General features: G+C 64.2%; 9 protein-coding genes and 1 riboswitch. Of the genes, 6 read left to right on the top strand and 3 right to left on the bottom strand.

The window, feature by feature from the left end:
• Positions 1-128: 128 nt before the first annotated feature.
• Genes HX824_RS22095 through HX824_RS22085 form a run of 3 tightly spaced genes read right to left on the bottom strand, consistent with a single transcriptional unit; the run spans position 129 to position 3324 of the window.
• Positions 129-1049, bottom strand: coding sequence for an ABC transporter substrate-binding protein (locus HX824_RS22095; RefSeq protein WP_003210477.1), 921 nt, complete (start codon positions 1047-1049; stop codon positions 129-131).
• On the bottom strand, positions 1046-1378 hold the full coding sequence (locus tag HX824_RS22090) for a ferredoxin (RefSeq protein ID WP_003210478.1): 333 nt from the start codon (positions 1376-1378) through the stop codon (positions 1046-1048). Before HX824_RS22090 ends, HX824_RS22095 begins: the two co-directional genes overlap by 4 nt.
• An 11-nt stretch (positions 1379-1389) precedes the next feature.
• Positions 1390-3324 (bottom strand): TonB-dependent siderophore receptor, encoded by a 1935-nt coding sequence (locus HX824_RS22085; protein WP_003210480.1) that lies wholly within the window; start codon positions 3322-3324, stop codon positions 1390-1392.
• A 93-nt stretch (positions 3325-3417) separates the two neighbouring features.
• A riboswitch (cobalamin riboswitch) is annotated at positions 3418-3625 on the bottom strand.
• A 101-nt stretch (positions 3626-3726) separates the two neighbouring features.
• Between HX824_RS22085 and lexA the strand changes: the two genes are divergently transcribed.
• From lexA to uvrA, 6 genes are all read left to right on the top strand, one after another.
• Positions 3727-4344, top strand: coding sequence for a transcriptional repressor LexA (gene lexA / locus HX824_RS22080; RefSeq protein ID WP_003210482.1), 618 nt, complete (start codon positions 3727-3729; stop codon positions 4342-4344).
• Positions 4344-4955 carry a translesion DNA synthesis-associated protein ImuA gene (gene imuA / locus HX824_RS22075; protein ID WP_008432576.1) on the top strand — a complete coding sequence of 204 codons (612 nt, stop codon included), beginning with the start codon at positions 4344-4346 and terminating at the stop codon, positions 4953-4955. Before lexA ends, imuA begins: the two co-directional genes overlap by 1 nt.
• A 7-nt stretch (positions 4956-4962) precedes the next feature.
• The gene (locus tag HX824_RS22070) at positions 4963-6378 is read left to right on the top strand and encodes a DNA polymerase Y family protein (protein ID WP_177049833.1); all 1416 of its coding nucleotides are present in this window, start codon (positions 4963-4965) and stop codon (positions 6376-6378) included.
• A complete protein-coding gene (locus HX824_RS22065; protein WP_371316465.1) occupies positions 6354-9443 on the top strand; it encodes an error-prone DNA polymerase in 3090 nt (1029 codons plus the stop codon). The genes HX824_RS22070 and HX824_RS22065 overlap by 25 nt, the downstream gene beginning before the upstream one ends.
• 113 nt (positions 9444-9556) lie before the next feature.
• Positions 9557-11266, top strand: coding sequence for an ATP-binding protein (locus tag HX824_RS22060; RefSeq protein ID WP_023658732.1), 1710 nt, complete (start codon positions 9557-9559; stop codon positions 11264-11266).
• Positions 11267-11431: 165 nt separating this feature from the next.
• Positions 11432-13960: an excinuclease ABC subunit UvrA gene (uvrA, locus tag HX824_RS22055; protein WP_177049851.1), complete on the top strand. Its 2529-nt coding sequence runs from the start codon at positions 11432-11434 to the stop codon at positions 13958-13960.
• Positions 13961-14028: the final 68 nt, after the last annotated feature.

Genomic DNA, 14028 nt, shown 5'->3' with positions numbered 1-14028 from the left:
TGATCTGTCAGGCCAGGAGCTGGAGGAGATCAAAAGTACGATGCGCTCAGCATTGGAAACCTACAGCGTTTCACAACTTTGGTCGGTGGCATGGACTGAGTAAATTGGTCAGGCGCTTCGCTCGTGAATTATTCAGCCAGTTGTTTGAATTGCCTCGCCAACTCCAACACGACTCGGCCGCTATTGGCGGTAGGCACCAAATGGGTAAACGGAATATCGATCATCCGATTCTCCCGCACCGCCCGCAAACGCGACAGCACCGGGTCGGTGGTCAGCAACTGACGTTTGCGGCTGGCCGGTGACCACAGCGCATCTGCCAGTAAGATCACATCCGGGTCACTCATCAGCAGGGTTTCGCTGCTCACGGTGACGCGGTATTGGTTGATCCCGGCAAATAAATTGCGCGCACCAGCAGCCGCCACCAACGTGGTGACAAAACCACGCCGACCCTCGCTGTCCAACCCGTTGACCTCACTGTCCAGGTAAAACACCGACAGCGGTTTACCCTCACTAGCCAGCGCCTGGGCACTGGCCAGGTCGGCGTCCATGGCATCGCTCAACGCCCGCGCCCGTGGCTGTTTATGCACCAGGGCGCCAAGGGTGAACAGGTCGTTGCGGATATGCCCGAAGTAATCCAGCGAATGCCCGTCGCACGCCGACTCCAGCAAGTACGACGCCACTCCGTTGCCGGCCAGGCCGGTGCGTGAGGTGACGCCAGTGCCAAATGCGCTGGCGAAACCACCGACCACCAGATCCGGTTTCTGCGCATAGAGCACTTCGCTGGACGGGTACTTGGGCGCAATCACCGGCACGCCGAAATACTCGCCGTGTCGGTGGGCCACACCGTTGTCATCCAGATACGCCACGCCCACCAAGGCCGGGCCGACATCCAGCGTCAACAGCAGGTCTGCGGCATGCTGGTTGAGGGCCACGATGCGCGAAGGCGGTGAGTGGGCGGCGGTCCAATCCTGGTTGCAGTTGCGATAGCTGTCGGCCAATACCGATGGCGCGCAGAGCAGGGCGCCCAGCAGCAGCCACGAGGCCTTCATGGGCGCTCCTTGATCAGCAGATCCTCAACGACTTCGCCGCCCACCAGATGCACTTCCACCAGCCGTTGCACGTCTGCGTTGCTGTGCACGCCGTACCAGCACGTGTCCGGGTACACCGTCACGATTGGCCCCAGGTTGCACGGGAACTGGCAGTGGGTGCGTGTCAGCAGCACGCCGCCAGGCTTTTCGATGCAGTCGTGTTGCAGCAGGTGGCGGCGCAGGGTTTTCCACAGTTGCAGCGCGCCACGCTGCGTACAGCGTGGGCCAGTGCACAGGAACACGTGACGGGCGTGGTCAGGCACGTGGGACCAGTCCGGATGAGTTTCCACGGGCGTACTCATCAGAAGCGATACGTGTAGCGTACTTCGGAGGTGAACGGCCGCCCGAGGTTGTCGACGTTGCTGGCGCGGCTGGTGACGTAGTCGCGGTCGAACAGGTTCTCTACCAGCAGGCTCACGCGGTGTTGGTGGGCGTTGTCGAGGTAGCGATAGGCGTCGGCATCCACCACGGTGTAGTTGCCGTATTCGACCTTTTTCGAGCTGACGATATCGCCGATGTAACGCACGGAGGTGCCGGCGCCCCACAGGCGGTCCGCCGATTCATAGCCGACCCGCGAGCGGGCGAAGAAGCCCGGGATATCGTTGATGGTGACACCCGCACGGGACTCGGTGAGGTTGCGGGTCATGTCGGCCTGCACGCTCCATTGTTCATTGAGCTGCAGCTTGGCGTCGGCCTCGAAACCACGCATCTGGATCTGCCCCTGGCCGTTGACCCACTGGATATCGTCCAGGGTGATCAGGTCGGTGATCTTGCGTTTGAACAGCGTGACGCTGGCGCTGAAGTCCCGGGCCAGCAGGCTGCCCTTGTAGTCGACGCCCAGTTCGGCGTTGCGGCTCTTCTCCGGCTTGAGGTTGCGGTTGCCTTTTTCATCGTCTTCGTTGACGAACAGTTGCTCGGCATTCGGCAGTTTGTAGGCAGTGCCGTATTGGCCGCGCAGGGCCCAGTTGTCGTTGAGGTCGTAGAGCGAAGTGAGCATGCCGACGGTGGCGCTGTCGCCGCCGCTCATGGCTTCGTGGCGTACGCCGATGCTCGGGTGCCAGTTCGGCAGGGCTTCGATAGTCGGGCGCAGTTGGGTGTACAGCGCGTGGGCCTGGGCCTTGTTGTCGTCGATGATCAATACATCGTCCTGGCCCTTGAACCACTGGTTATCGGACCCGAATACCAGCACGTGCTCGCCGGGCAGCACGGCCTTGCCTTCGGCCTGCACGCCCCAGTCGGTGAAGCCCCAGTAGTCGTTGTGGTTGATGACCCGGGTGCCGCCGCCTTCGATATTGTTGATGCGGGTATAGCGCGTGTCCCAATCGTTGATATGGCCTTTGACGAAGTAGCTCAGGCGCTCGTTGAGGGTTTGCTCGAAGGTGGCCGTGGCGATCTGTTGCACGCGGTCGTTGGTGGTCTTGTGGTTGTCCACCGGGCGGGCGAAATCGAGGTTGGCGTCGGCGTACTGGTAAAACAGCTCAAGGCGCGTGTCATCGCCAAACGACTGGATCGCCTTGGTGCCGAAGGTGGTGACTTCGTAGGAGCGTTTCTTGTCGCTGACGTTTTTCATGTCGCGGTTGCGAAACGGCTGGTAGCCCTCGGAGGCGTTGCGGCTGACGTAGGCCAGCAAGCCGAGGTCGCCAAATCCGTTATTGAAAATCTTCTCGACCCGGGCGTCGCCGGTGGTGCCGCCGAAGGTGTCTGCGCCCAGGTTCACCTCGCCGGACGCCTCGCGGGTTTGCGGGCTGCGGGTAACGATGTTGATCACCCCCGACACCGCCTGGGTGCCGAACAGCAGGCTCTGGCCACCCTTGAGCACTTCGATGCGCTCGATGGCGTTGGCGGGCAGGGTGTCCAGGTACAGGCCGCCGTACAGGCGGTTGTTCAGGCGCACGCCGTCCAGCAGGATCAACGTGTCATCGTTGCGCCCGCCCAGCAGGGAATAGGTGCCGTAGTCGAACGGACCGTTCTTGGGGGCCACGTACAGGCCGGGGATGAACATCTGCATCACGCGCGACACATCGGCGGCGGGGCCGGCGCGTTCGATCTGTTCGCGGGTGACGATCTCGACCTTGCTGCCGTACTGGGCCATGTCGGCCACGGTAGTGGATTCCACCGACGGTGCGGAAATGATCTGCTGCTTGAGCTCAAGGGGAGGGTCGTCGGCCAGCAGCAGGGGGCTGAACAGGCAGCCGAGCAGCAGGCTGGGCACGGACGTATTGTAAGGTCGAATCATAGTCTTCTCGGAAAAGTATCTTTCGCGAAAAGCACGCACGAGTAGGCACCGAGCACACGCCAATACCGGCCCATGCCCGCCCACCGCAGGATTTTGCCAAACAGAATTCCAGGCCGGTCTCCGGGCTCACGCGTATGGACACCTTCACCTTCCCATGGCGCGCAGGCCACAGTGGTGTGTCGAAGGGGTCACGCGTCTACCGTTGCGGGGGCAGCACCGGACTGGCTCGAAAAGAGCGGCACCGGTTTCCCGTTTCACCCCATGCACGGCGGCATGAGGCACCTGAAACAGGCCGGCATCTGAACATTCGAAAGACCGTTCGTCAACTTGGCGGGTACTTTTCCGGCGGTTGCCAGGGAAGCGACTGACGGATATTGCCAGAAAATTCCCACAGGAGTACAAATGTACTCCATGAAGAATCTAACGCCCCGCCGTACCGCCATCCTGACCTTTATCCGCGACCGTATCGCGCAGCAAGGCCAGTCCCCCAGCCTCGCCGAGATCGCCGAGGCGTTCGGCTTTGCCTCCCGCAGCGTGGCGCGCAAGCATGTGCTGGCGCTGACCGAGGGCGGCTTTATCGAGGTCAACCCCAACCAGGCGCGCGGCATCCGCCTGCTCAATCAACCGGCGCGGCCGGAGCTGCTGGATATTCCGGTGCTCGGCCGGGTGGCCGCCGGTTTGCCCATTGGCGCCGATGCCGAAGTGCACAACCGTCTATTGCTCGACCCGGGCATGTTCGCGAAAACCCCGGATTACCTGCTGCGGGTGCAGGGCGATTCGATGATCGAAGATGGCATCCTCGATGGCGACCTGGTGGGCGTACGCCGCAGTGCCGAGGCCTTGAACGGGCAGATCGTGGTGGCACGCCTGGACGGTGAAGTCACCATCAAACGTTTCGAACACGTGGGCGAGCGCGTGCGCCTGCTGCCGCGCAACCCCGCCTATCAACCCATCGTGGTGCGGCCCGATCAGGACCTGGCCATCGAAGGGGTGTTCTGCGGCCTGGTGAGGCAAGGCTGATGGGCGCCGTCGTTGCACTGGACTCGCTGTTCAATGGCGGCCGGGTCTGGAAAGGCCGGCCCGCCGCGCCGCCGGCCAGCGTCCATCCCACCGGGCTTGCGGCCCTGGATGCGGTGCTGCCCAGCGGTGGCTGGCCGGAAGCGGCGTTGAGCGAAATCCTCATGGCCAAGGAAGGCGTGGGCGAGTTGCAGCTGGTGTGGCCGACCCTGGCACGGTTGGCGGCGGCCGGTGAGCGCATCGTGCTGGTGGCGCCGCCCTACACGCCGTACCCCCACGCCTGGCAAAACGCCGGGGTGGATGTGCGCCAGCTGTCAGTGATCCAGGCCGATGAACGCGATGCCTTGTGGGCAGTGGAGCAATGCCTGCGTTCCGGCAGCTGTGGCGCGGTGCTGTGCTGGCCGCGCAAGGCCGATGACCGCGCCTTGCGCCGCTTGCAGGTGGCGGCGGAAACCGGCCAGACCCTGGCCTTTGCCTGGCGCTCCTTGAACGAGGCCATCAACCCGTCACCGGCCGCGTTGCGCCTGGCGGTTGAGGCGAGCCCGGCGCAAGTGCGGGTGCTCAAGTGCCGGGGTGGCCTGGCCCATCCCGCGCCCATTGCGCTTGGGCACTGAGGTTGGCATGCGCTGGGTGTGTATTGTGTTCCCGCAATTGGCGCTGGACGGGGTGCTGCGTTCGCGCCCCGAACCGGACCAGCCGTTGGCCCTGCTGGCCGGCACGCCGCAGCGGCGGGTGCTGCAAACCGTCAATGACGCCGCGCGCAAACTCGGCCTGCGCCCCGGCCAATCCCTGACGGCGGCCCATGCCTTGACCAAGGCGTTCGCCTGCGCCGAATACGACCCGGCGCAGATCGAATACTGGCAGCAGTTTCTCGCCGCTTGGGCCTACCGTTTCAGCTCCCAGGTCAGCGTGTTCTACCCACGGGCGTTGCTGTTCGAGATCGAGTCGAGCCTGGGCCTGTTCGGGCCCTGGCCGTTGCTCGAAGCACGCTTGCGCAAGGAGCTGACCGAACTGGGGTTTCGTCATCGCATCGTCGCCGCGCCGAACCCGGCGGCGGCGCGGATATTGGCGAATGCCTACGACGGCCTGGCCGTGGCCGATGAGCAATACCTGCAACACGCCCTGGCACCGATCCCCATCGACCGCGCCGGCCTCGACCCGCAAGCCGCCAGCGCATTGTCGCGCATGGGCTTGCGCACCCTGGCCCAGGTGCAGGCGTTGCCTCGGCATACCCTGGCCCGGCGCTTCGACGCTGCGCTGCTCAAGCACCTAGATGCACTGTGCGGCCAACGGCCCCTGGCGCTGGCGTTCTACCAGCCGCCGGACCGGTTTGATGTGCGCATCGAGCTGAATTTTGATGTGTTGTCCCACCAGGCCTTGCTGTTTCCCTTGCGCCGTTTGACTGGCGACCTGTCGGCGTTCCTGTGTGGCCGCGACAGTGGCGTGCAGCGTTTTGACTTGCACCTGGAGCACGCGGCCGAGCCCGACAGCGTGATCAAGGTCGGCCTGCTCAGCGCCGAGCGTGACGCGGCGATGCTGTTCGAACTGGCCCGTGGGCGCCTGGAGCAAGTGCAAGTCACCTCGCCGGTGCGCGGCTTTCGCCTGGTGGCCGAGGACCTGCCGGTGTTTGTGCCCCAGCGCCAGGACCTGTTCGACGAGCGCCCGCAACAAACCCTGCCGTGGGAACAACTGCGCGAACGCCTGCGGGCGCGGTTGGGGGACGAAGCGGTGCAAGGCCTGCGCTTTCACGCCGACCACCGCCCAGAATGCGCCTGGCAAGCCGGTGCTGATCTTCGCCCGTGCTCACCCTCAAACAACGTGCAACGCCCGGGCTGGTTGTTGCATGAACCGACGCCCCTGGCCGAGCAGGGTCTACACATCCTGATGGGCCCGGAGCGCATCGAATCCGGCTGGTGGGATGGCGCCGATGTGCGCCGCGATTACTACCTGGTGCGCACCCGCGCCGGCCAGCAGGGCTGGGCTTACCGCACCGTGGGTGAAAGCGGCACGCTGTGGCTGCAAGGCTGGTTTGCATGAAGTACGCGGAGCTGCACTGCCTGTCCAACTTCAGTTTCCAGCGGGGCGCCTCCAGTGCCCGCGAGCTGTTTGAACGGGCCAGGCAGCAGGGTTACGAGGCGCTGGCGATCACCGATGAATGCACCTTGTCGGGCATCGTCCGTGCCTGGCAGGCAGCCAAGGAAGTCGGGTTGCCGCTGATTATCGGCAGCGAGATGCGCCTGGAAAACGGCCCCAAGCTGGTGCTGCTGGTGGAGAACCTGGAAGGCTATCAACACCTGTGCCGGCTGATCACCATCGCCCGTCGCCGTGCGGGAAAAGGTCACTACCGGTTGCTGCAGGAAGACTTCACCGCGGTACACGGCTTGCTCGCGTTATGGATGGTCGAAGACACCGACACCCAGGCCCATATCCAATGGCTGTGCAGCACCTTCACCGATCGCCTGTGGCTGGCGGTGGAACTGCATTGCGGCCAGAACGATGCCCGTCACCTTGAGCAACGCCTGAACCTGGCCGCCAGCCTGCACCTGCCGGCGGTGGCCTGCGGCGATGTGCATATGCATGTGCGCGGTCGCCGTGCGTTGCAAGACACCATGACCGCAATCCGTCACCACGTCCCGGTGGCCGAAGCCGGCGCGCGCCTGCATCCCAATGGTGAACGGCACTTGCGCAGCCTCGATGCATTGGCCGCGCTGTACCCGGCGCACTTGCTGGAAGAGTCCCTGAACATTGCCCGGCGTTGCACCTTTGACCTCGGCCAATTGCGCTATCAATACCCCAGGGAGTTGGTACCTGAAGGCCAGGATGCAAAATCCTGGTTACGCAGCTTGACCGAGCAAGGCATCGCCCAGCGTTGGCCGAAAGGGGTCGACGCCAAGACCCTCCAGCAGATCAATAACGAACTGGAACTGATCAGCGACCTCGGCTACGAAAGCTATTTCCTCACCGTACACGACATTGTGCGCTTCGCCCGCAGCCGTTCGATCCTGTGCCAGGGCCGCGGCTCGGCGGCCAACTCGGCGGTGTGTTTTGCCCTGGGCATCACCGAGATCGACCCGAGCCTGATGAACATGCTGTTCGAGCGCTTCCTGTCCCGCGAACGCAACGAGCCGCCGGACATCGACGTGGACTTCGAGCACGAACGCCGCGAAGAAGTGCTGCAATACGTCTTCCAGCGCTACGGTCGTACCCGCGCCGCGTTGACGGCGGTAGTCAGCAGCTACCACGGCGCCGGCGCGGTGCGCGACGTGGCCAAGGCCCTCGGGTTGCCGCCGGATCAGGTCAATGCCCTGGCCGACTGTTGTGGGCGCTGGAGCGACGAAGCACCGCCCCTGGAACGCTTGCGCGAAGGCGGTTTCGACCCCGACAGCCCGGTGCTGCGCCGGGTGCTCACACTCACTCAGCAACTGATCGGCTTCCCCCGGCACCTGTCCCAGCACCCCGGCGGTTTCGTGATTTCCGAACACCCGCTGGACACCCTGGTGCCGGTGGAAAATGCTGCCATGGCCGAGCGCACCATCATCCAGTGGGACAAGGACGACCTCGACGCCGTGGGCCTGCTCAAGGTGGACATCCTCGCGCTGGGCATGCTCAGTGCGATTCGCCGCTGCTTCGACCTGCTGCGCCGCCATCGCAACCGGGACCTGAGCCTGGCTTCGGTGCCCAAGGAAGATGCGGCAACCTACGCGATGATCAGCAAGGCCGACACTATCGGCGTGTTCCAGATTGAGTCGCGGGCGCAGATGTCGATGTTGCCCCGCCTGCGACCGGAAAAATTCTACGACCTGGTCATTGAGGTCGCCATCGTGCGGCCGGGGCCCATCCAGGGTGGCATGGTGCATCCGTACCTGCGGCGGCGGAACAAGGAGGAAGAAACCACCTACCCATCGCCGGAACTAAAGTCCGTACTGGAACGCACCCTGGGCATCCCGCTGTTCCAGGAACAGGTCATGCAGATCGCTATGGTCGCCGCCGATTACACACCCGGCGAAGCCGACCAACTGCGCCGTTCCATGGCCGCCTGGAAACGCCACGGCGGCCTCGAACCCCATCAGCAACGCCTGCGCACCGGCATGCTGAAAAACGGCTACAGCGAAGCCTTCGCCGCGCAGATCTTCGAGCAGATCAAGGGCTTTGGCAGCTACGGTTTTCCCGAGTCCCACGCCGCCAGTTTCGCCTTGCTGACCTATGCCAGTTGCTGGCTTAAATGCCATGAACCGGCAGCGTTCGCCTGCGCCCTGATCAACAGCTGGCCCATGGGCTTCTACAGCCCGGACCAGATCCTGCAGGACGCCCGTCGCCATCATTTGCAGATCCGCCCGGTGGATGTGCAGGCCAGTGACTGGGATTGCAGCCTTGAGCCGATCGAAGGCCAGCAACCGGCGATTCGCATGGGCTTGCGCATGATCTCCGGGTTTCGCGAAGAGGACGGCCGGCGTATCGAAGCGGCGCGCCAGGCCCGGGCGTTTTTTGATATTGCCGACTTGGGCGAGCGTGCCCAATTGGACACTCGCGCCCAGGAACTGCTGGCGGATGCCGGTGCCTTGCGCGGCCTGGCCGGGCATCGGCACCGGGCGCGTTGGGAGGTGGCCGGGGTGCAGAAACAACTGGGCCTGTTTGCCGGTATCGCCAGCCCGGAAGAGGCGGTGGTGGAGCTGCCGCAACCGACAGTCGGCGAAGATTTGTATGCCGACTACGCCAGCGTCGGCACCACCCTGGGCCCACACCCGTTGGCGCTGTTGCGCGATGAACTGCGCGCGCGGCGTTGCCGCAGTTCCAGGGAATTGCTGCAGGTTGAGCATGGCCGCAACGTCAGCGTCGCCGGCCTGGTCACCGGTCGACAACGCCCGGGCACGGCCAGCGGCGTTACCTTTGTCACACTGGAAGATGAGTTCGGCAATATCAATGTGGTGGTCTGGCGCGATTTGGCCGAGCGCCAACGCCAGGCGCTGGTGGGCTCGCGGTTGCTCAAGGTGGATGGCCGCTGGGAGGCGGTGGGCGAGGTTCGGCACCTGATCGCCGGGCGCTTGACCGACCTGACCCCGTTGCTGTCGGGCATCAGTGTGCGCAGCCGGGACTTTCGCTGAGCCGGCCCTTGCTCCTTCCTGCCGGCATAAGCAATATGCGATGAAACCAACCGCCACTGCCGGGCTCAAAGTTTTCATTGCCGCCCACCTTTTATCTTTTGCAGAGCCGACCGATGCAGTTTTTATCCAATACCCACGGCTGTGAGGGTTGGGCTGGGGAAATGGCCCAGAGGATTCGTGCTTTCGATTGGTCCACCACCGACCTCGGCCCGATGAATGCCTGGCCCTCCAGCCTGACCAGCGCGGTGCAGATGATGCTGGCATCGCCCATGCCCATGGTGATGCTGTGGGGGCACGCCGGTTACATGATCTACAACGACAGCTATTCGGTATTTGCCGGCGGTCGCCACCCTTATCTGCTGGGTGCGCCGGTGGAACTGGGCTGGCCGGAAGTCGCCGACTTCAACCGCAATGTGGTCGACACCTGCCTGGCTGGCGGCACCTTGTCCTACCGCAACCTGCCCCTGGAACTGTTGCGCGACGGCCGCCCGGAAGAAGTCTGGATGGACCTGTATTACAGCCCCGTGGCCGGCGACGACCAACGACCGGCCGGGGTCCTGGCGATTGTGGTGGAGACCACCGAACATATGATCTCCGAGCGCCTGCGCCAGGAACTCACCCACAACCTGGAGCAGCGCGTGGCCGCGGAGGTGCAGGCCCGTTCCGCCGCCGAAGAACAGTTGCGTCAATCACAGAAGCTGGAAGCCATCGGCGGCCTGACCGGCGGCGTGGCCCACGACTTCAACAACCTGCTGCAAGTGGTCGCCGGCAACCTGCACCTGCTGGCCCGGCATGAGCCGGACAACCCCCAGGTGCAGCGCCGGGTCAGCGCCGCCATCGCGGCAGTGGAACGTGGGGCCAAGCTGACCTCGCAACTGCTGGCCTTCGCCCGTCGCCAGCCATTGTCACCGGCGGTGTACAACCCGCTGCGCATCTATGAAGGCCTGGGCGAGCTGCTGCAGCGGGCGCTGGGAGAAACCATCCACATTGATGTGCAACTGCCCCAGGATCCGTGGTGCATTAACGTCGACCGCAACCAACTGGAAAACGCGCTGCTCAACCTGGCGATCAATGCCCGGGATGCCATGAAAGGCGAGGGGGTGATTCGGATCACCGGCGAAAACATCATCCTCAACCCTCCGGATTGCGCCGGTAAAAGCATCAACCCCGGTGAATACGTGCGCCTGGCCGTCGCCGACAGCGGCGCCGGCATGTCACCAACGATCCTGGCCCGTGCCTTCGAACCGTTTTTCACCACCAAGCCGAATGGCCACGGTACCGGCCTGGGCCTGAGCATGGTGTTTGGGTTCGTGCGCCAAAGTGGCGGGCATGTTGAGGTCGAGAGCGTGGAGGGCAGCGGCACCGTGGTGCAAATGTATTTCCCGCGCAATTTGGGAGAGCCGGAAAACCACGATGCGCCCGTCGAGCTCACACAACCCACCGGCGGCCATGAGACGATCCTGGTGGTTGAGGACAACGAAGGCGTACGCGCGGCCGCGGTGGAATTGCTCGAACAATCCGGCTACACCGTGCTCACCGCCGAAGACGGCGACCGGGCCATGCTGATGCTCCAGGCCGGCCTGCAACCGGACCTGATCTTCACCGACGTGGTGATGCCGGGCCGGGTCAAAAGCACCGACCTGGCCGAGTGGGCGCGCAGGCAAGTGCCGGCGATAGCGGTGCTGTTTACCTCCGGGCATACCCGCGACATTCTTTCCAGCAACCACCTGCTGGGCAACGACATTCACCTGCTGAGCAAACCCTATGGCCCGGATGACTTGGCGCAACGGGTGCGCTCGGTACTGACCTCCCGAATGATGTGACGAATGAAGATCCAGCCAGCAACACCAAACCACTGTGGGGGCCGGGCTTGCCCGCGATGGCGGAGTGTCAGGCACCCCATCCGGTAACTGGCACACCGTCATCGCGGGCAAGCCCGGCTCCCACAGTTGATCTTCACTGCCTTGAACACACCGATAAGGTTACCCATGACTTCCCAGCGCAACCTGCCACCAGACACCTCACTCACCACCCAACGCCCTGGCTTCGTGCGGGTACGAGGTGCCCGGGAACACAACCTGCGCAACGTCGACGTGGACATCCCCCGCGACGCCCTGGTGGTGTTCACCGGCGTGTCAGGCTCCGGCAAGTCGTCGCTGGCATTCTCCACCGTCTACGCCGAAGCCCAGCGCCGCTACTTCGAATCCGTGGCGCCCTACGCCCGCCGCCTGATCGACCAGGTCGGCGTACCGGACGTCGACGCCATCGAAGGCCTGCCGCCCGCCGTGGCCCTGCAACAACAGCGCGGTACACCCAGCACACGTTCATCAGTGGGCAGCGTCACCACCTTGTCCAGCCTGATCCGCATGCTCTACTCCCGCGCCGGCAGTTACCCGGCGGGGCAACCGATGCTGTACGCCGAAGACTTTTCCCCCAACCTGCCCCAGGGCGCCTGCCCGCAATGCCACGGCCTGGGCCGCGTGTACGAAGTGACCGAAGCCCTGATGGTGCCCGATCCTTCCCTCACCATCCGCCAACGCGCCGTGGCGTCCTGGCCACTGGCATGGCAAGGCCAGAACCAGCGCGACATCCTCGTCACCCTCGGCTACGACGTCGACATCCCGTGGCGCGACCTGCCGAAAAAGCAGCGCGACTGGATCCTCTTCACCGAAGAAACCCCCACCGTACCGGTGTACGCCGGCTTCACGCCGGCCCAAACCCGCGACGCCCTCAAACGCAAACTTGAGCCCAGCTACCAGGGCACCTTCACCGGCGCCCGGCGCTACATCCTGCACACCTTCACCCACTCCCAAAGCGCCCTGATGAAAAAGCGCGTGTCGCAGTTCATGCAAGGCAGCCCGTGCCCGCTGTGTGAAGGCAAACGCCTGAACAAGGCCGCGCTGTCGGTGAAATTTGCCGGCGTGGACATTGGCGAACTGTCGCAAATGTCTCTGCTGCAACTCGCCGAACTGCTGCGACCGGTGGCCGAAGGGCAGGGCGATAAAAAGCTCTCCGTGGAAAAACGCCTGGCCGCCCAACGCATCGCCCAGGACCTGCTCGAACGCGTCAGCACCCTGACCGACCTCGGCCTCGGCTACCTGGCCCTGGAACGCAGCACACCGACCCTGTCCTCCGGCGAACTGCAACGCCTGCGCCTGGCCACCCAACTGGGCTCGCAACTGTTCGGCGTAATCTACGTGCTCGACGAACCTTCCGCCGGCCTGCATCCCGCTGACGGCGAAGCCCTGTTCGCCGCCCTCGACCGCCTGAAGGCCGCCGGCAACTCGCTGTTCGTGGTGGAACACGACCTCGAAACCATGCGCCGCGCCGACTGGCTGATCGACGTCGGCCCGGCTGCCGGTGAACACGGCGGCCAAGTCCTGTACAGCGGCCCACCCGCCGGCCTCGCACAGATTGAAGCCTCGCAAACCCGCGAATACCTGTTCGCCGAAAAGCGCCCGGTCAGCCAACCACCGCGCCAACCCACCGGCTGGCTGAGCCTGGAAGGCGTCACGCGCAACAACCTCAACGACCTCAGCGTGGACTTTCCCCTGGGCTGCTTCACCGCCGTCACCGGCATTTCCGGCTCGGGCAAATCCAGCCTCGTCAGCCAGGCGCTGTTGGAACTGGTAGGCGCAGGCATGGGCCGCGTGGTGGAAACCGAAGACGAACCCAGCCTCGAAGACGACGCCCCGCAAACCAGCGGCGGCCGTATCAGCGGCGGGCTGGAACACATCCGCCGCCTGGTGCAGGTGGACCAGAAACCCATTGGCCGCACACCGCGCTCCAACCTCGCGACCTACACCGGCCTGTTCGACAACGTACGCAAACTGTTCGCCGCCACACCCGCGGCGAAAAAGCGCCATTTCGACGCTGGGCAATTTTCTTTCAACGTCGCCAAAGGCCGCTGCCCGAACTGCGAAGGCGAGGGGTTTGTCAGCGTTGAATTGCTGTTCATGCCCAGCGTGTACGCGCCATGCCCGACGTGCCACGGGGCGCGGTACAACCCGGAAACGTTAGCAATCAAGTGGGAAGGGCTGACCATCGCCCAGGTACTGGGGCTGACGGTTGAACAGGCGGTAGAGGTATTTGCCGAAGAGCCGGGTGTGCTGCGCTCGCTGCAAGTGCTGCGGGATATTGGCTTGGGTTATTTGCGCCTTGGCCAGCCGGCGACCGAGTTGTCAGGTGGGGAGGCGCAGCGGATCAAGCTGGCGACCGAGCTGCAACGCAATGCCCGGGGCGCGACGTTGTATGTGCTGGATGAACCGACGACCGGGCTGCATCCGCGGGATGTGGATCGGTTGTTGAGCCAGTTGAATCATCTGGTGGAGGCGGGGCACACGGTGATTGTGGTGGAGCATGAAATGCGTGTCGTGGCGCAGAGTGATTGGGTGATTGATATCGGGCCGGGGGCCGGGGATCGAGGCGGGAAGGTGGTGGTGAGTGGCACGCCGCAGAAGGTGGCGAAGAGCAAGAGCAGCCGGACGGCGCCGTTTTTGGGGCGCGAGTTGGGCTGAGTTTTGCTCGACGTGCGCCAGGTTCGTCGGCAGCTTCGTGATTGCCCGAGCGTTCGGTAGACTGCCCC

The organism is Pseudomonas sp. D4002 (assembly GCF_013385665.1).
Taxonomy (GTDB): Bacteria; Pseudomonadota; Gammaproteobacteria; order Pseudomonadales; family Pseudomonadaceae; genus Aquipseudomonas.
Note: the sequence above shows the minus strand (reverse complement) of the source record. Positions and strands in the feature narration are given on the sequence as shown.

Excerpts from the sequence above, each read along its gene's own strand:
- HX824_RS22095 (WP_003210477.1), bottom strand. The coding sequence starts at position 1,049 with ATGAAGGCCTCGTGGCTGCTGCTGGGCGCCCTGCTCTGCGCGCCATCG.
- HX824_RS22085 (WP_003210480.1), bottom strand. The coding sequence starts at position 3,324 with ATGATTCGACCTTACAATACGTCCGTGCCCAGCCTGCTGCTCGGCTGC.
- lexA (WP_003210482.1), top strand. The coding sequence starts at position 3,727 with ATGTACTCCATGAAGAATCTAACGCCCCGCCGTACCGCCATCCTGACC.
- imuA (WP_008432576.1), top strand. The coding sequence starts at position 4,344 with ATGGGCGCCGTCGTTGCACTGGACTCGCTGTTCAATGGCGGCCGGGTC.
- HX824_RS22070 (WP_177049833.1), top strand. The coding sequence starts at position 4,963 with ATGCGCTGGGTGTGTATTGTGTTCCCGCAATTGGCGCTGGACGGGGTG.
- HX824_RS22060 (WP_023658732.1), top strand. The coding sequence starts at position 9,557 with ATGCAGTTTTTATCCAATACCCACGGCTGTGAGGGTTGGGCTGGGGAA.
- uvrA (WP_177049851.1), top strand. The coding sequence starts at position 11,432 with ATGACTTCCCAGCGCAACCTGCCACCAGACACCTCACTCACCACCCAA.